The organism is Actinocrinis puniceicyclus (genome assembly GCF_018283645.1).
In the GTDB taxonomy this organism is placed as follows: domain Bacteria; phylum Actinomycetota; class Actinomycetes; order Streptomycetales; family Catenulisporaceae; genus Actinocrinis; species Actinocrinis puniceicyclus.
The window spans coordinates 41,954-59,206 of the sequence record NZ_JAGSXH010000027.1 but is presented as its reverse complement, the minus strand read 5'-3'; the positions used below and the strand labels follow the sequence as shown (position 1 = coordinate 59,206).

Sequence of the window (17,253 nt, the reverse complement as noted above, 5' to 3'; positions counted from 1 at the left end):
CCGCCCGCCCGAGCCCGCCGTACGGAGCCGGATGGGCCCGATTCCGGATCGCCGGACGCTCCGGGATGGCACACTGACAAGCATCCTGCCATCCGCGCAGGCGCGGGCCTCTCGGCGACCGTCGACCCGGTGGCCGACTTTCGGTCGGCCGGACGGAAGTTGGTACGGCGCCAGCTTAGTGCGGTCCGGGAGGTCGCGGTGCGCACGGCCGACCGGCGCGGTCAGCCTGCGGGGACCCGCCGCGGCAGCTCGGGGGTGGAACGAACGCGCTCGTCCGCAATTCGGTCGCGCCCGACCGGAGTCAACGAGGTGATGGAGGGTGTCGGTGTTTCCAAGGCGGGGCAGGCTCGCAGGTGCTGGCTCCGCGAACGGCCGTGACCTGCGCGAGGACGAGGCGCACCTGACCCGGTTCGCGCGCTCGCGCGCCGGGGTGGAGGCCTTCGTCGAACCACGCACCGCTGTGACCGACACCACAGTGATGCTGGTGGCGGCGGACGGGGAGTGGACCCGCCGCCGGGTACCCGGTCCGCAGGCGGCGCATCAACTCGCGCACCGTCTCGGAATCGCGGCCTACGACGCGGCGGTGGTCGGCTACCCGCAGCGGATGCGCGACTGGAACGCGCGGATCGCGGCGCAGAACAGGGCGAAGCGCGAGCCCTGACTCGCCTTGCCCGGCCGGCGCGGACGCCCGAGGCAGCGCCTGCGCGCACCAGGCGGACCAGAAGGACACGACAGGACACGACAGGACACGACACGACAGCTGCTAAAGCAGCCCGTCCGCCGCGTCCTGGGCGAGCTGAACCAGGGTCCGTACCGCATACCCCGTGCCGCACTTGGGCGTGTACCCGTACGGCGCGTTCGTGTTGTAGGCGGGACCGGCGATGTCCAGGTGCGCCCACGGCACACCCTCGGCGACGAACTCCTTGAGGAACACGCCCGCGACGAGCATCCCGCCCATCCGGTCGCCCAGGTTCGCGAGGTCGGCGACGTCCGAGTCCAGCGATTTGCGCAGATACGCCGGCAGCGGCATCGGCCACAGGTCCTCACCGGCGCGCTCCGCCGCCGACTCGACCTGCGTGCGGAACTCCTCGTCGTTGGACATCACGGCCGCGGTGCGGTGCCCGAGCGCCGCCACCTGCGCCCCGGTGAGCGTCGCGACGTCCACGATCGCGTCCGGGTTCTCCTCGGCCGCGCGCACGATCGCGTCCGCGAGCACCAGCCGGCCCTCGGCGTCCGTGTTGAGTACCTCGACCGTCTTGCCGCCGTAGATGCGCAACACGTCGGAGGGCCGGATCGCGTTGCCGCCGGGCATGTTCTCCGCCAGCGCCGCCCACGCCGTGACCGTCACCGGCAGGCCGAGCCTCGCTACCGCGACGACCGCCTGCGCGACCGCGGCCGCGCCGGCCATGTCGCTCTTCATGATCTCCATCGCGCCGGCCGGCTTGAGCGAGATGCCGCCGGTGTCGAAGGTTATGCCCTTGCCGACGAACGCCAGCGAACGCTGCGCGTCAGGGTGCGTATACGTGATCCGAACCAGCCGCGGCGGCCGGCTCGACCCCTGGCCGACGCCGATCAGGCCGCCGTAGCCCCCCTCGCGCAGCGCCGCGTCGTCGAGCACTTCGATCGTCAGCCCCTCGACCCCGGCGGCCTGCACCGCGGCCTGGGCCGCCTGCGCGAACGCCTGCGGGAACAGGTGCGACGGTGGGGTGTTGACCAGGTCCCGGGCGGCCTTCACCGCGTCGGCGACCACCTGGGCGCGCTCGCCGGCGGCGATCGCCTCCGCACCTGGTTCGCCCGGGGTGACCAGCACCACGTGCGCCACCGGCGCCTTGCGGTCCGCTCCGTCGCCGGTCTTGAGCCCGTCGAACGAGTACGCCGCCAGCGCCGCGCCCAGCGCCGTGGCCTCCACCACCTCGGCTCCGCTCACCGGGGTGACCAGCGCGACCGTGCCGAACCCGGCCAGCGAGCGCAGCGCGGACCCGGCCGCCCGGCGCAGGTCTTCGAGGCCGGTCACCCCGACCACTTCGCCGTCCCCGGCCGAGCCGAGGCCGAGTCCGACCACCACCGGCGCGCGCAGGCCGCCCTGCGCCGGAACCCGGGTCACCTCGTCCGCCGCCCCCGTCGCGCCGAGCGCCTTGAAGGTGTGCGCGAGGCGGCCGCCGAAGGCCTCGTCCACCGGTTCGGCGCCCGGGGCGAGCATCACGCCGTCCTCGCCCTGGTAGAGGCCGATGACGAGCGCGTCGGCTTCGACACCGGCCGGCGGGCCGGACTGCAGTGAGATCGTGGTCACGTCGTGTCCTGTCCTGAGTTTGCGGGATGAGCCGCATCGTAATCGCACGCCCCCGGAGCGGGCGCCGAGGTCCCTGCCGCCGAAGCGCCGTCCCGGATACTGGACGGTAGGCTCGTCGCCATGTCACAGACGCCGCCGTCCCCGCACCTGCTCACCTCGCCGTTGCACGCCAGGCACGTCGCCCTCGGCGCGAAGCTGGCGGACTTCGGCGGCTGGCTGATGCCGATCGAGTACTCCGGGGTCGTCGGAGAACACGCGGCGGTGCGCACCGGCGTGGGCGTGTTCGACGTCAGTCACCTGGGCAAGGCGACCGTCGCCGGGAGCGCGACGGACGGCAGCGGCGCGACCGCGTTCGACTTCGTCAACGCCACGCTCGCCAACGACCTGCGCCGGATCGGGCCGGGTCGCGCGCAGTACACCCTCGCCTGCGACGAGGCGAGCGGCGGGGTGGTCGACGACCTGATCGCCTACGTGAAGTCCGAGCAGGAGATCTTCCTGATCCCGAACGCCGCGAACACCGCCGAGGTGGTGCGCCGGCTCGCTGCCGCGGCTCCGCCCGGGATCACCGTGACGAATCAGCACGCCGATTTCGCGGTGCTGGCGGTGCAGGGGCCGCGTTCCGCGGACCTGCTCGCCGCTCTCGGCCTGCCGGCCGGCCACGACTACATGGCCTTCGCGACGGCAGTGTGGAACGGCGGGCCGCTGACCGTCTGCCGCACCGGCTATACCGGTGAGCACGGATACGAACTGGTCTGCCGCCAGCCGGACGCCGACGAGCTGTGGACCGCGATCCTGCGTGCCGGGGAGCCCTTCGACGTCAAGCCGTGCGGTCTCGGCGCCCGCGACACCCTGCGCACCGAGATGGGCTATCCGCTGCACGGCCAGGACCTGTCGCTCGACATCACCCCGGTGCAGGCCCGGGTCGGCTGGGCGGTCGGCTGGAAGAAGGACGCGTTCTGGGGCCGCGAGGCGCTGCTGGCGGAGAAGGCCGAGGGTCCGCGCCGGCTGCTGTGGGGGCTGCGGCAGGTGGACCGGGCCATTCCGCGACCGCACATGGCGGTGTGGGACGCACCGGGACCGGACGATCAGGGCTCGGTGATCGGGGAGGTGACCAGCGGGACCTTCTCGCCGACGCTGAAGATCGGCATCGCGCTGGCACTGCTGTCACCCACCGCGGCCGAAGGCGACACGGTGTACCTCGACGTGCGCGGCCGGCGCGCGGCCTTCAGTGTCACCAAGCCACCGTTCGTGACCGCGTCCACCCGGTGAAGGCGGGCCGCGCCGGGTGAGCATGGCCACCCGCGCCGGTTGACTTCCGGGCGGGCAGCGCTCGGCCGCAGGCCATCAGGGTACCGACCATATGTAGGCACCCTGATGTTCTCGTGGGCTCATCTATATCGTGCCACTGATGCTTACAGGGTGACACGTGGCAATCGGGCCCCGGAGCGGACGCTGACTCCGGCCTCGTGCCGCGCTGCATCAGAAGCCGACCAGGGGAAGGCGGCGGCCACGACGGCGCCGATCACTCGTTCAGGCGTTCCGGGTGGCCCGCGGTCGTGGAGCCGGTGGACATTGGATCTCGCGGCCGACAAATACCTATATGTCCTGTCTACGATCGGAGATCGACGGATGCGACGTCCCCTGAGTCTCGCGCTCACCCCGCTCATCGCCCTTGCCGCGGCGCTGGCCACGACGCCCGCCAGCGCCGCCATGACCGCCACCGTCAGCGTGGTGCACGGGATCCCCAAGACCCCCGTGAACGTGTTCGTCAACGGCAAGGATCTGCTGCCCGACTTCCAGCCCGGCACGGTCGCCGGCCCGTTGTCGCTGCCGCCCGGCACCTATCACATCGCCGTGTTCCCGGCCGCCGACACCGCCGGTACCGGCACCCCTGTGATCACCGCGACCGAGAACCTGACCGCGGGTGAGAACGCCTCCCTGGTCGCCCACCTGACGAGCGCGGGCGCGCCCACCCTGACCGCCTATGCCAACGACACCAGCCCGGTCCCGGCCGGCCAGGCCCGCATCGTGGTGCGGCACGACGCCGCGGCGCCCGCCGTGGACGTCCGCGTCAACGGCCACGCGGCCTTCACCGGCCTGACCAACCCCGGTCAGGTCAGCGCACTGCTACCCGCCGGCACCGTGACCGCAGACGTCGTGCTCGCCGGTACCTCAACCGTCGTCATCGGCCCGGCCACGCTGAACCTGCAGGCAGGCACCGAGACGATCGTGTACGCCATCGGTTCCGCGACCGACAAGACCCTCGGCCTGGTCACCCAGACGATCACCGGACTCGGCGGGGCCCCGGTGGCCGTGCCCGCGGGCAGCGGCGGTCTGGCGGCCCCGGCCGCGCCCGCCACCGCTTCCTGGGTGTGGGGCCTGGCAGCCGCCGGCGCTCTCCTGCTTTTCGCCGGCTTGTTCAGCACGATCCGCCGCACCGTGCGCGCCCGCGGGTAGCCCGTGTTCCAGCGCAGTTCAGCGCCGCGCCGACGGCCGCTGCGGCCCACCCCCGGGTCGGCCGCGGTCGCCGGCGCGGCGCTCATCGCGGCGGCGCTCGCGGCGCACGCTGCGAGCGACCACCCGACGCAGCCTCCCTCGCTCAATCCCGGCGTCGCCACGTCCCTGGCCGCGCAATCGCCGCCGACAAGCGCCGGCCGCATGTCTGCCGCGACGGGCCGGTTGTCCCGGCCCGACCGGCTCGCCATCGCTTCACTGGGCATCGGCGCTCCGGTCGTGCCCATCGGCGTCACCGCGAACGGCGCCCTGGCCATCCCCTCGGACATCCACACCGTCGGCTGGTACCGGTACGGCCCGGCGCCCGGCGCCCTTGCCGGCTCGGTCGTCATCGCCGGACACGTCGACTCCGCCGGTCAGGGGCCAGGCGCGCTCTTCCCGCTGCGCGCCATCACGGTCGGCGCAGCCGTCACCGTGACGACAGCCGACGGACGCGCGTGGCACTATCGCGTCATCGGCCGCCAGGAATACCCGAAAGCCGCCCTTCCGCTGTCCGCGCTCTTCTCTCCCGCAGGCACTTCCCGGCTCACCCTGCTCACCTGTGGCGGACCCTTCAACCACCACACCGGCTCCTACCTCGACAACCTCGTGGTCACGGCCGTACCGGTGCCGTGACAGAGTGTTTCAAGCCGGGTTCGGCCATTGACGTGACCTGAGGCGGCCGGGCCGCGGGCGTTTCGCCAGCGCCCGCAGAGCATTGATATGACTGGCCCTGACACTGCGAAGGCGAGGCCCGCGCCGATCTGCACGGGGGCGCAAGCCGCGAGCCATGCCACGTGCACGCCGAGAGCCGGCAATTCTGCCGGAGCCGCGACAGTGCCACGCAAAATCGCGACAGCGGGAATTCGTGTCTGCGTATTCTGCTTCCGTCCCGGATATGGCCACGCGGGGCCGCAACCCGAGGAGTTCGCGAAATCCCCGATTCCGACATACCTCACCCGATCGGATGAACACGCGCCGGGTACTGGACAGACGCTGACTTCATGGTGATGCTGAGCCTTGTTTTCCACCGGAGGTTTGAGTGGTCACTGATACGGCACGTCACACAATGGCCGAGGCGGTCGGCGCCGACGCGGGAATGAGCCCGGCAATAGGCATGGCGGCGAGCGCCGCCGGAGGTCTCGTCGTGCTGCGCGACGAACTCGGAATTCTGTCCGTGATGCGTTGCCTGGACGCGGACCTGACCGTGGATCCCGGCTTCCAGTACGGCTTTCCCGCCGAAAGCGCGGCGCTGGCGGGGCTGAGCGATCCGCGCCTCGCACCGCCGCTCAGCTATGTGGCCGACGCCGCCGGGCAGATCGTCGCCACGGTGTGCCGGCACGTGACCGGAGTGCGGCTGTCGAAGGTGCTCGCGCAACTGCCGCGCGGACTCGACGTGCAGACCGCGTCGGTGGTGCTCAAGGACGTGCTGGCGGCCCTGGCCGCGCTGCACGCGCGCGGGGTGCCGCATCGGCGACCCGACGCCGGCCACGTCATCATCGAGCCCAGCGGCAACTGCGTCCTGGTCGACGTCGGCCTCGTCGCCCGCCCCGAGCCGCACGACCCGGCCGCGGCGATGGCCGCCGACCTGGAACTGGCCGCAGAGCTCTTCGTCACCTGCATGGTGACCGGTCGGCGGCTGCCGGACCATACCGCCCGGACCGGCTACTTCGCCCAGGGTGAGCTGGAAGGGGTCGCCGCGCGCATCTACGACGCAGTGCTCGAAGACGCGGGCGTGGCGCGCGGGCACGACGGCGAGGTGAAGGACCGCGTCCCGCGCACCGCGGCCTCGACGCTCAGCGCGCTGGAGGCCGCCGCCGCGGACTGCTTCGACGCGGGATGGGACGGGCGCGGCCGGGAACGGCTCGCTGCCGCGGCCAAGGATCACCGCTCCTCGCGCCGCCGCTTCCTGGAGTTCCGGCCCACGGGTCCCACCGACCATCGCTGGTCCCTGCGCGGCTGGCACGCCGGCGCGCCGCGGGCGCGCCGCAACACCCACCGGCTGGTCGCCTCCGCCGCGGTCGTGCGGCAAGCCCGCGAGCAGTTGGCCGAGCTGTGGTCCTGCCGGCTGCGGGCGCGCGGCGCGGGCAGCCACGCTGCGGGCGGGCGCGCAGGATCGACACTGCTGCGTTATCTCATCCCCCTGATCGCATTCCTGCTCGCCTTCGGCGTGGCCCTGATCCTGCTGGGCCTCTCCTCGCCCGCGCCGGCGCGCGGCACGATGGACCGGCCGGACCGGGGACACTGGGCCGGCGCGGCGAGCCACGTGGTTGCGAGCTCCTACCTGCGCAGCGACAACACGCAGTCAGGTAGCTGCGACGTGGCGCCGACGCCGGGACCGGCGGACCGTTGAACGCGGGCGGTCGGTAGCAGGCTGATGTCCTCGCAACGCCAACCGTTCTCCTCGAAGGCGCGCACGTCGGTGAGTCCGTACATGGTCAGCTTCGAGCCGGCGCCGCGCGACGCCCGGGTGAGAACCCGGGCGGAGTCGGTGGACAGCGCGTCGCAGATCCAGGACGCCGACGCGCCGAATCCGGCGAGCGTCCTGGCCAACCCGGCGAGTTGAGGCTCCGGCAGGTACGTCAGCAGCCCCTCGGCGAGCAGCAGGAGCCGCTCACCTTCCGTGCGCGGGCGCAGCGCCCGATCGAGATCGCCGAGGAACCGCAGGTCGCAGCGTACGCGCTCGATCGGGACGGCGGCCTCGGCCGGTGGCAGCAGACGGTCCTTGACGTCCAGAATCGACGCGACGTCGACTTCCACCACCCGGCAGCCGGGTGGCCACGCGCCGGGGTCAAGCCGGTAAGGCCGCGCGTCGAAACCCGCACCGAGATTGACGAACACGCCGGGAGCGCGGCGTTCCAGAGCCCGAGTCAGCATCGCGTCGATCGTGGTGGTTCGCGCCGCGACGACGGACAAGCCGCCGGTGTGCGCAGTGATGGCGCGCACGGAGGGCGGGCAGAGTTCTGCGAAACGTGCCGCGTATTCGTCCACCAGGTCGCACGCGGGGTCCAGTGTGGCCTCGGCGCGTGCCACGGCGGTCAGGTAGGCGGTCGCGGGGAGTTGCTCGTTCATCGGCGGCGGTCCGCCTCGGCCGTCCTCACGCTATTCCCACCGGAAGAATCGCACCGCGATGCCCGCGCCGACGACGCTCACGGCCAGCAGCACCGCGATGTCGAGCACCGTGTTCGTCGAGGTGCCCAGCCATGCGTGTTGGAGCAGTCTGACCGCATACGTGGCCGGGAGCGCGTCGCTGATGTCCTTCATCACCGGGGGGAAGAGGCCCAGGGGGATGGTGGCCCCGGACAGGAAGATCATCGGGAAGTAGACGAGGTTCGCGACCGCGGTCGAGGCCCGTTCGGTCGGTGCGACGGCCGCTATAAGGCAGCCGATCGCGTACATCGTCACCGTGCCCAGGACGAGCGCTGCGATCGCCGCCGCAGGCGAGCGCGGCGCGTGCATCCCGAAGAAGGCGCCGCCCGTGAGCACGAGCAGCAGCGCTCCGATCAGGCTGAGCGCCAGGTTCACCGCGCCCTGCGCCGCGAGGAACACCCACGCGGGTGCGGGCGTGGCCCGGAAACCCTTCAGGATCCCGCGATCCCGGTACTCGGCCAGGCCGAGTGGAAAGCTCATCAACCCGGTGACCGCGACCACCAGGACCAGGTAGGCCGGGACGGACGAGTCCACCACGCCCCTGCCGTCGAACTGGCTCGACGGCTTGTTGCCGTAGATGCCGCCGAAGATGCACAGCATCATGACCGGGAACGCCAGCGCGAAGAACACCGGCGCGAAGTTGCGGGCCATCCGGCGGCCCTCGAAGCCGACGGTCGTCGTCAGCAGGGTCATGTCATTCCTCCTGAGCCGCGACCAGGCCGAGATAGGCGTCCTCGAACGTCGGCGCCCGGTGCGTCACCGCGGACGGCGGCAGCCCCACGGCGGAGACCGCCTCGATGATCCGGTTGTAATCCTCTGGGAAGCTCCCGGTCAGCACCGCCGTACCCTCCCGAGTCGGCGCGGGCGCGGCCACGCGGCGCAGGCCCAGCCGGTCGAGCTTCTCGCGCGCGGCGCCGTCGCGCCCGACGTCCACGGTGAAGGTCGCGGGGCCGCCGTGCTGCACGGTGATCCGGGCCGGGCTGTCGTACGCCACCGTCCGGCCTTCCCGCAGGACGACGACCTTGCTGCACAGGGCCTCGACCTCGTCCATGTAGTGCGAGGTGAGCAGGACCGCGACCCCTCGCTCGGCCAACTCGCGCACCGAGCGCCAGGTGCCGCGGCGCTGCTCCGGATCCAGGCCGGTGGTCAGCTCGTCCAGGATCACCAGTCGCACCGCGCCGATCTGCGCGAGGACCAGCGCGAGGCGCTGGCGCATCCCGCCTGACAGGGAGCTGATGAAGCTGCGGCGCCGGTCGGCCAGGCCGTAGGAGGCCAGCAGTCCGTCGGCAGCCGCGGGCGCGTGGTAGATCGCCTCATACAGGTCGCACAGTTCGCCGACCTTCGTCCGGCTGGGGAACGAGGACTCCTGGAGCTGCATGCCGATCAGGGAGCGCACGGCCGCGCGATCGCGCAGCGGGTCGAGCCCGCAGACCGAGACCGAGCCGCCGGCGACCGCGTCGCGGATCCCCCCGACGGTCTCGGCGACGGAGGTCTTGCCCGCCCCGTTCGGGCCGACGAGCCCGACGATCTGCCCCGCCGCCACGGTGAACGACACCTCGCTGACCGCGGTGCGCGCACCGTAGGCGATGGTCAGGCGCTCGACACGGACGACAGGCTCCTGACCTTGATCCGCGACGGCGGAGTCGTGGCTCTGATTCATGGGAACGCTCCTCGGGGCGGCCCGGTGGGGCGCGCGCCCGACCCGCCGCGCGCCGATCCGGTGCTGACCGTGGTGTAGAACCCCGCGAACGAGGCGTGCAGGACGACGGCGGGCAGGATACTACCGGTGGCGGCGACGAGCAGGCAGCCGACCAGGCCGAGGGTGAGACCTGAGGTGCCCATCACAAATGCCTGGACCGGCGTGGAGACCAGCACGATCTGGCCTATCGTGAAGATCGCCGTGCTGACCGCGCAGGCGAGCGCGAATCCGCCGCCGCGGGCGCCGAGGCCGACGAAGACGGCGCCGCGGAAGACCAACTCCTCCACGACCGCGGCGGCCGCGGGCACGGCCCAGCGCGCGGATCCCGGCAGCGAGAGGATGGACGCGATCCAGCGGATCCGGGCGATCTCGCCCGGCACGTCCACGATCGGCCTGGCGCGGTAGAGCATTGATATGCACAGGATGTTCAGGCTCGACGTGCCGAAAAGGGCCAGCAGCAGGGTCAGCGCGTCCGAGGCCGTCGGCGCGCCGACCAACCGGTGCACCGAGAGGTGCGCCGCGGCGGCGAGCGCGAAAAGCACCGCCAGGCCCAGGCCCAGATAGAGCGCGGTGGCGAAGACGGCGAACGCGGCGTCGGGACGGCTGCCCGACCGGTCCGCCAACCACAGAGCCATGCGACGCCTGCGTGAGGCGTCGGCGAACGGAAGCCGGTAGAGCGCCAGCCAGGAGGCGACGGCGACGCAGCACCAGAGCACATATACCGGGACGCTCATGCTCTGGCCGCCTGTCTGGCACCGAGAGCTGATACGACAAGGTTCTGCGTGACGTGGGCGAGGAGCGGCACCACGACGCTGCCCGACGAGACCAACAGCACGCCGAACACGGCGCCCGTGGTTGCCTTCTGCGCGACGACGTTCATCCCGAAGAACACGTGTCCGAGCGCATACGCGCACGCCGCGGCGAGTATGGCCGCGGGGAGGACGAGGCCGAGACGCTCGTGCAGAATACCGATCCACAAACCGCGGTACAGCAACTCCTCGGCGATACCGGTTGCCACGACCGATGCCACGAAAGCGGCGTCCACGGAGCCCGACGCCAGCATGACTCCCAGGCGCAATCCGCGCTTTCCCCGCAGCAGGTACGGCGCGGCACCGAGCCCGAACTCCAGCGCCACGACGGCGCAGCCGGCGACCACCGCGCCCACGACCCACAGTGCGCCGACGGACCACGAGCTCAGATATCCGGGGCTGAATCCGCCGGTCGCCGCAACGGCGATCGCCGCCGCGCACACCGCCGAATAAGCTGCGGGAACGCCGTACGTGGCGGTGCGTGCCGCCCGGGCGGCGCCGTGTCCGCGCATGCCGAAGGCCGTCGCCACGCGGACGAGTTCGGCCGGGGCGATCGTCGCGGCAAGCACGAGGCACTCAAGGCAGAGGGTGCGGGACCACATGGGTCGCCCCTCCGTGGGCGCGCATGCGAGGGTGACCCTTGGCCGGGAAGCCGGGCAGGCACATGCTCAACAGCTCGGGGATCAGGACCCTGACCACCTTCCACGGGGTGTCGGCGAGCTCCGGCGGCGTGATGTCGAGGTAGCCGGCCCATTGGCTCACCCCGGCGATGTCCGCGATCAGGCGCCTGATCGCCGTCTCGTCGTCGACGGCGTAGGGGGTGAGGTCGCGAAAGGCGGCGCTTGCGCTGGTACGGCTCTCGACGGCGGCGAGCTTGCGCTCGGCGTCGCCGGGCCCGGCGAAGTAGAGCACGTTCGTGTCGAGGTCCGTGTACGACGAGCCGTTCTGCGCGAGATGCACGCTCGGCAGATCGAAGACCGTGCTGAACATGCCGATCCCGAGGATCGCCGTGGCCTCGGCCGCCCCGCGCAGCAGCGCGTACCGCGGATCGGGGTCGGCCTGGAGGCCGAACGCGATGTACGGGAGCTTACGGTCGCGGCGCACCAGCGTGACCCCGACGTTCGGCAGCGGCAGCTCGGGCCGGCTCAAGTAGGCGGCCCGCACGTCGTACGGGCCGTCGGGGGCGAGTCCGCTGGCGGCGAGCAGGCCGCGCTCGGCGTCTTCGAGCTCGAGCAGCGGCACCTTGGCCTCGGTGTACCAGTTGAGGATGAACGCGTCGATCTGCACCGCTTCGATCAGCGCGCTGAGAAGAGCCTTGTCGAGTGAGACGTGCGCCGCGGTGCCGGTGGAGAAGGAGGGTGCGAACATCCGGTCGCCGTGCTTCTCGTCGGTGCGGAACCCGAGGAACATCAGCTGCGCGGGAACATACACGTCGCGACCCGGCTTCGTCAGCGACGGACACGCGATCCACGCGATGACGTCGTCCTCGGTCGGCGGATCCGGCGCGTAGCGGTGCAGCATGGCGCTCAGCCGGCGCTGTTGCTCGGCGTCGAAGAGCGCCAGGTACTGCGGCGGAACGCAGTCGTTGCGGGACGAGAGCGCGCGGTAGGAGGCGAACTCGACGCGGTGCCGGAACAGAGTCATCGCCATGATCGCCGCGTAGCGCTCGACGGACTCACCGGTCAGCCGCGTGATCGCCTCCTCGTGCGTGGACCCGTAGCCCGCGAGGTGGTACTGCATCTGCATGTGCGGATCGGCCATCGCCAACCGGTGGTACTGGGGCATCGCGGCCGTCGCGGAACGCAGGTACGGCTCGCCCCGGACCGCCGCGACCGAGACCAGCATGCCCGGCAGGATTCCGCCCTGGTTGCCGCCGAGCCTGGCGTACCGGCTCAGGGCGGCGGACATACCCGGGTATCCGCGCAACGGGATCCGGCTCACCGCGCCACCCCGAGCGCGTCGCGCACGTGACGGTCGATCACGACGCGGCTGTTGAAGTTGATCTCCTGGGCGATGTCCCGGGCCACGTGGCCGCAGGCCGGGCAGGTCGCGATCCGCAGCACGTCCTGGGCCTGCATCTCGTAGGTCGGCAGGTAGATGCTCAGAGCGCGGCCGATGAAACGCGAGGTGTCGACGGAGCGCAACAGCACGACCTCGTTGACCAGAAACGCGCACAGCAGCGACTCGACGCCGTTCGCGCCGCCCCCGGCCGGCTGCCGTGTGCCGGCCGCCGACCCGGCTCCGACGAAGGCGTGGTACCCGATGTGGTCCTCAAGCCGGGCCAGGGAGCGTTGCTCGAAGCATTCCAGGCAGCCGGTGCGGGGGCTATCGGCGCCGACGACGGTGGCGAACGGACCGTCGATCAGTCCCACGACGACCGGCTTCTCCAGGTGGCATGCCAACCGGTTGAGGTTGCGCAGGGTGAGCACCGAGGCACGGCTGATGCAGGCGACCAGCGAGGCGCACTGGTCGACGTGGGCGGTGAGGCGGGCGAGTGCGTCGGCCGCCGCCAGCCCGCCCATGCCGGAGGTCAGGTCGGCCGTACGCAACTCGTGCATGAACTCCTCCGGGAGTATCTGCACCTTGACGCCGAGGGCGGCGGTCTGTCCGGACACGTACTCGACGGCCGAGGGAGCGTCGGAGAAGAATCCGACCCCCGCGTCGACGGACGGCGCCGAGCCGTACAGGTCGAGGTTGCCCAGCAGCACCTTGGCCATGTCCGAGCCCCGGTCCGCGGGGCGGTCGTAGGCCAGGAACCCGCTCTGGCGCAGCTCCTGCAGCACCAGGCGGAGGTTGGCACGCTCGACCGGGGAGAGGCCGGGCGCGTCGTCGAAGCCGCCGGGAGCGGCCGCGCCGGTGGCGAGCGCGCCGAGGAAGGCGCCGAGGGCCTGCTGCACCGCCGGCGACTCGCCGCGCAGATCGACGGTGGCCTCCTGGAAGTTCCAGATGCCCCAGCGCAGCCGGAAGACGAGCGGCTCCGCGACGAGCAGGCGGACCGACGCCGCGAGAGTGAGCTCTGGTTCGACGGGGTGTTCGCCCGATCGATCGACGAGTTGAGCGGTCACTGGGGGTCAGACCTCTCCGTGTCCGAGGAGCGTGAAGTGGACCACGTGCCGTGTGGTGCCGTCGCAGTGCAGCAGGCGTTCCAGGCGCTGTTTGTCGTAGCCACCCTGGTCGCAGCCGATCATGCCGAGCGCTGTGCGCGCGAGGTGGATGTTCTGCGAGATCGCGCCCACCTCGATCAGCGCGAAGATCAGTCCGCTGTCGCCGTACTTCTGCGAATTGACATAAAGGTCGTACACATAGGCCAGCGCGAACGAGACGCCGTTCAGGTCGACGTCCGCGGCCCACAGCTGGTCGGACAGCGCCACCGGTCCCGGGCGGACCGGGAACAGGGTGTGACTGTGCGGCTGGTACTCGTAGCAGCCCGGGTTCAGCCCCTTGACGTTCTGCGCGATCACGGCCACCCGCACCGGATACAGGCCGCCGCCAGACGGCGCGTTGCGCAGCGGCACGGCCGCGTCAGGGTCCTGCGGCGAACCGACCGGAAGGCTTCCCGAGACGCCCTGTCCGTGCCAGAGGACGGTCGCCATTTCCTCGGTGGTCGCGGGCTTGCCGGAGAACGCGCGCTCGCTGCGCCTGGCCACGACCGTGGAGGTGAGCGCGCTCTTGAGCCGGCGGCGCTCTGGCAGCGCGATCGCGCCGTCGAGCCGCTCTGCCAGGTCGCTGTGCGCGCTGGACAGTACGGCGTCGTGCGCATAGTAGCGGGAGACTCCGAGGTTCATCCCCATGTCGCGTGAGCTGCGGCGGTGGTTGAGCAGCAGTTCCTCGCCCACGAAGGCGTTCACGGACGGGCTCCAGCGGCCCCGCACGACGGCTTCCGGCGCGCGGACCACGGTGGTGGCGCTGTGCAGGGAAACGGAGGTGTGCTGCTGGGAGAAGCCCGCAGCAGAGCTCAGATACGGGTGCTCGGCGAGATAACCGGAGACGGCTTCCTCGGAGTCCTTCATCGACATCTGCGTTCTTCGCCTCTCGATTCGAGTCCGTCATCCCCTGCGTCATCCCGTCAGGCGCCGACGGGAGCACTGCGAGACCGGGCGGGGCCCGGTGCCGGTCCCCCGCCCGGATGAGCTGTGGAACCGTGACTACCAGCTACAGCAGGACGTGCAACAGCAGTTGCCGCCGCCGCACGTCGTGCTGGCACCCGGTGCCACCTGGATGAAAGCACCGCCGGTGGCGGTGCTCCCGATCTGGCCGGAGAAACTCAACACAATGACTCACCTCCTCTTGAAATCGGCATCGCAGAAGCCATATGTCGCCGGATGACGGGCCGGAAACCTCGAACGATATAACGATTCGCATTCGCCGGACGTCGCGCATCATTGAACGACGTCTGTCTTTCCCGCGTTCGGCGCAGACGTTACACACGAGCGCATACCGGTGGTCGCGCACCTTGCGGCTGGATACGTTTCCTCCCGAAAAGCCGCAACCGATGCGAAATTAGCTGTCGAGCGCTCTTTCCGGGTAGTCACCATATTCGCGATGTCTCGCGGTCCGATTTCTCCTGACCGCTCTCGCTTGGTGAGCCAGTGCCCGGATTGTTCTGCGCTTGAAACGCCCGTCCAGGTCATCGGGGTCAACGGTTCGACTGATCACGATCGTAGACGTGGACTGACGCACTCGGGCCGCGGCCCCGCGGCCACGGACCACCGGCCCGCGGCCGGTGACCGGAGTCGTTCCGAGCGGATCCCCGCTCACAACTTCACGGCGAGCACGAGCATCGCGACCGAGCCGGCGGTCTCGACGAGTGCGCCGAGCACGTCGCCGGTGATGCCGCCGAACCGGACGACACAGCGCGCGAGCAGCAGCAGCGCGGCCGCGACGCCGAGCGGCACCGCCGCTGCGGCCAGCACGGCCGTCCGCGGATCGACGATCAGCCCCAGCGCCGCACAGGCCGCGGTCACCGCGAGCCCGGCGAGGACCGCGGCCGGTACGCGCACGGATCCCGCGACCCACATGCCGAGCCCACCGGGCCGCGCTGCCGGGACCGGCCTCGTACAGCCGGCCGTGATGGCGAGCCGCCCGGTCATCCCGGCGGCCAGCAGCGCGATCGCGCCGCGGTGCACGAAATAGTCCGCCGCCAGCGCACTGATCTGCACGGCGAGCACCAGGACCAGCGCGACCACGCCGAACGGGCCGACATCGGAACGCTTCATCACGGCCAGCGCCTGCTCGGCCGGCTGATTCGAGCCCAGGCCGTCGGCGGTGTCGGCCAGACCGTCGAGATGCAGCGCCCGGGTCTGCGCCGCCATCGCCGCGACCGCGACGACCGCGGCGATGACCGGCGAGCCGGTCAGCCAGTGCGCCAGTTGCGCGACCCCCGCCGCGACCGCGCCGACTCCGAGACCCACCGCGGGCGCGGCCGTCATCGCGACCCGCACCGTCGCCGGGTCGGCCCGCGGCGCTCCGGCCCGCACGATCGTCAGGGTACTGATTGATAGGCGCAGCCCGTCCGACAGCAGCCGGGAACGGCTCACCGCCTCGCCGTCCGCGGCGCCGGCATCATCGGCGGTGTCGGCGTCGGTGTCGGTGTCGGTGCCATCTGCGCGTTCCGTACCGTCCGCATCCGCATCCGCATCCGCGCCCGGCACCGGCTCCGCTATCCCTCCGTCTTCGTGCGCTTCAGTACTCATATCCGCCCGGACGGCCGATCAGAGCCGCGAACGCATCAACGGCTCGGGCAACCCCTCGTCCGCATACGAACCGGTCTCGGCGAGGATCGTGACCGCCGAGCGCAGCAACGGAAGCGCAAGCAGCGCGGCGCAGCCGCCGTCCGCACGCACCTTGAAGTCCAGCAGCGGCTCCAGTCCGAGCCGGTCGATCGCCTTCTGAAGCGCCGGCTCCGCAGACGCGTGCGCCGCCAGCTGCCAGTCCGGAGTGCGGAAGGCGATGCGCTGCGCCAGCAGCGCGCACGCCAAGCTGCCGATCCCGTCCAGCAGCACCGGGGTCCGGCGGATCGCCGCCTGCAGGATGAACCCGGTCGCCGCCGCGAAGTCGGGGCCCGCGGCCGTCGCCAGCAACTCGATCTGGTCCGCGATCGCCGGCCGCGCCGCGCGCATCGCGTCACGCACCGCCGCACACTTGCGGATCCAAGCCCTGTCATCGATGCCGCTGCCGCGACCGGTCACCGCAGCCGCGTCCGCACCGGTGAGCACGCCGATCAGCACTCCGGCCGGGGTGGAATGCCCGACGCCGAGCAGCGAGGGCATCAGCAGGTCGGCGCCCGAGTCGATCTCAGCGTCCGCGAGCGTGATCCCGAGCCGGAAAGCGGCCGCCGCCTCGTCCCTGCCGCAGGCCCGCTCCTGGTCGATGCGCCCGGTGCCGCGCCGGATCCGGCCCGCGGTCACCTCCGCGGGCAGATCGGCGAAGGCCGATGTGTCGCAGTCCACGGATACGTCCACCACGCGCACCGACGCCTGGTGCGTCCGGGCCAGCGCCTGTACCGGCCCGCCACCCAGCGAGATCCGGCGCACCAGGGCGGCGGTCGCTTCCGGCGGATTGGCGCTCACACCGTGCCGCGCGATGCCGTGATCGCCGGCGAACAGCACCACGCGCGCCTGTTCCAGCTGCCGGGGCGGGCACGCGCCCTGGACCGCGGCGAGCCACTGCGCCAGCGTCTCGATCCGGCCGAACGACCGCGGCGGCAGCGCGACCGTCTCCGCCCACCGCACCCGCGCCGCCTCGCGGGCCGCCTCGTCCGGCCGCGTCACACCCTCGGCGAACTTCTCCAGCTCAGTCGTGTCCATCGTCCG

The 17,253-nt window shown here is 71.5% G+C and carries 16 protein-coding genes; 5 read left to right on the top strand and 11 right to left on the bottom strand.

The window, feature by feature from the left end:
- Window positions 1-319 precede the first annotated feature (319 nt).
- The gene (locus tag KGA66_RS10535; protein ID WP_438822030.1) at window positions 320-661 is read left to right on the top strand and encodes an oxidoreductase; all 342 of its coding nucleotides are present in this window, start codon (window positions 320-322) and stop codon (window positions 659-661) included.
- Window positions 662-763: 102 nt separating this feature from the next.
- On the opposite strand, the gene KGA66_RS10530 is transcribed toward KGA66_RS10535, so the two are convergent.
- A complete protein-coding gene (locus tag KGA66_RS10530) occupies window positions 764-2,290 on the bottom strand; it encodes a leucyl aminopeptidase (RefSeq protein ID WP_211467231.1) in 1,527 nt (508 codons plus the stop codon).
- A gap of 120 nt (window positions 2,291-2,410) precedes the next feature.
- On the opposite strand from KGA66_RS10530, the gene gcvT reads away from it, so the two are divergent.
- The 4 genes from gcvT to KGA66_RS10510 all read left to right on the top strand — a co-directional run bounded on the left by gcvT (window position 2,411) and on the right by KGA66_RS10510 (window position 7,136).
- Window positions 2,411-3,559, top strand: a complete 1,149-nt coding sequence (gene gcvT / locus KGA66_RS10525) for a glycine cleavage system aminomethyltransferase GcvT (RefSeq protein ID WP_211467229.1) — start codon at window positions 2,411-2,413, stop codon at window positions 3,557-3,559.
- A 360-nt stretch (window positions 3,560-3,919) separates the two neighbouring features.
- The gene (locus KGA66_RS10520) at window positions 3,920-4,747 is read left to right on the top strand and encodes a DUF4397 domain-containing protein (RefSeq protein ID WP_211467227.1); all 828 of its coding nucleotides are present in this window, start codon (window positions 3,920-3,922) and stop codon (window positions 4,745-4,747) included.
- 3 nt (window positions 4,748-4,750) lie between these two features.
- Window positions 4,751-5,419, top strand: coding sequence for a class F sortase (locus tag KGA66_RS10515; RefSeq protein ID WP_211467225.1), 669 nt, complete (start codon window positions 4,751-4,753; stop codon window positions 5,417-5,419).
- Window positions 5,420-5,852: 433 nt separating this feature from the next.
- Window positions 5,853-7,136 (top strand): hypothetical protein, encoded by a 1,284-nt coding sequence (locus KGA66_RS10510; protein ID WP_211467223.1) that lies wholly within the window; start codon window positions 5,853-5,855, stop codon window positions 7,134-7,136.
- Here KGA66_RS10510 and KGA66_RS10505 read toward each other — a convergent pair.
- From KGA66_RS10505 to KGA66_RS10460, 10 genes are all read right to left on the bottom strand, one after another.
- Window positions 7,064-7,855: a class I SAM-dependent methyltransferase gene (locus tag KGA66_RS10505; RefSeq protein ID WP_211467221.1), complete on the bottom strand. Its 792-nt coding sequence runs from the start codon at window positions 7,853-7,855 to the stop codon at window positions 7,064-7,066. The two genes, KGA66_RS10510 and KGA66_RS10505, sit on opposite strands and share 73 nt — an antisense overlap.
- A gap of 30 nt (window positions 7,856-7,885) precedes the next feature.
- The gene (locus KGA66_RS10500) at window positions 7,886-8,626 is read right to left on the bottom strand and encodes an ABC transporter permease (protein ID WP_211467219.1); all 741 of its coding nucleotides are present in this window, start codon (window positions 8,624-8,626) and stop codon (window positions 7,886-7,888) included.
- Between the two features lies 1 nt (window position 8,627).
- Window positions 8,628-9,593 (bottom strand): ABC transporter ATP-binding protein, encoded by a 966-nt coding sequence (locus tag KGA66_RS10495; RefSeq protein WP_211467217.1) that lies wholly within the window; start codon window positions 9,591-9,593, stop codon window positions 8,628-8,630.
- On the bottom strand, window positions 9,590-10,366 hold the full coding sequence (locus tag KGA66_RS10490) for a CPBP family intramembrane glutamic endopeptidase (protein WP_211467215.1): 777 nt from the start codon (window positions 10,364-10,366) through the stop codon (window positions 9,590-9,592). The genes KGA66_RS10495 and KGA66_RS10490 overlap by 4 nt, the downstream gene beginning before the upstream one ends.
- Window positions 10,363-11,043, bottom strand: coding sequence for a CPBP family intramembrane glutamic endopeptidase (locus KGA66_RS10485; RefSeq protein WP_211467213.1), 681 nt, complete (start codon window positions 11,041-11,043; stop codon window positions 10,363-10,365). The genes KGA66_RS10490 and KGA66_RS10485 overlap by 4 nt, the downstream gene beginning before the upstream one ends.
- The gene (locus tag KGA66_RS10480) at window positions 11,018-12,382 is read right to left on the bottom strand and encodes a YcaO-like family protein (protein WP_211467211.1); all 1,365 of its coding nucleotides are present in this window, start codon (window positions 12,380-12,382) and stop codon (window positions 11,018-11,020) included. Before KGA66_RS10480 ends, KGA66_RS10485 begins: the two co-directional genes overlap by 26 nt.
- Entirely contained in the window at window positions 12,379-13,506 is a 1,128-nt protein-coding gene (locus tag KGA66_RS10475) for a hypothetical protein (RefSeq protein WP_211467209.1), read from the bottom strand. Before KGA66_RS10475 ends, KGA66_RS10480 begins: the two co-directional genes overlap by 4 nt.
- Window positions 13,507-13,512: 6 nt before the next feature.
- Window positions 13,513-14,451, bottom strand: a complete 939-nt coding sequence (locus KGA66_RS10470; RefSeq protein WP_211467208.1) for a SagB family peptide dehydrogenase — start codon at window positions 14,449-14,451, stop codon at window positions 13,513-13,515.
- 744 nt (window positions 14,452-15,195) lie between these two features.
- Window positions 15,196-16,092, bottom strand: a complete 897-nt coding sequence (locus KGA66_RS10465) for an adenosylcobinamide-GDP ribazoletransferase (RefSeq protein ID WP_211467207.1) — start codon at window positions 16,090-16,092, stop codon at window positions 15,196-15,198.
- Between the two features lie 60 nt (window positions 16,093-16,152).
- Window positions 16,153-17,247: a nicotinate-nucleotide--dimethylbenzimidazole phosphoribosyltransferase gene (locus KGA66_RS10460; RefSeq protein WP_211467206.1), complete on the bottom strand. Its 1,095-nt coding sequence runs from the start codon at window positions 17,245-17,247 to the stop codon at window positions 16,153-16,155.
- Window positions 17,248-17,253: the final 6 nt, after the last annotated feature.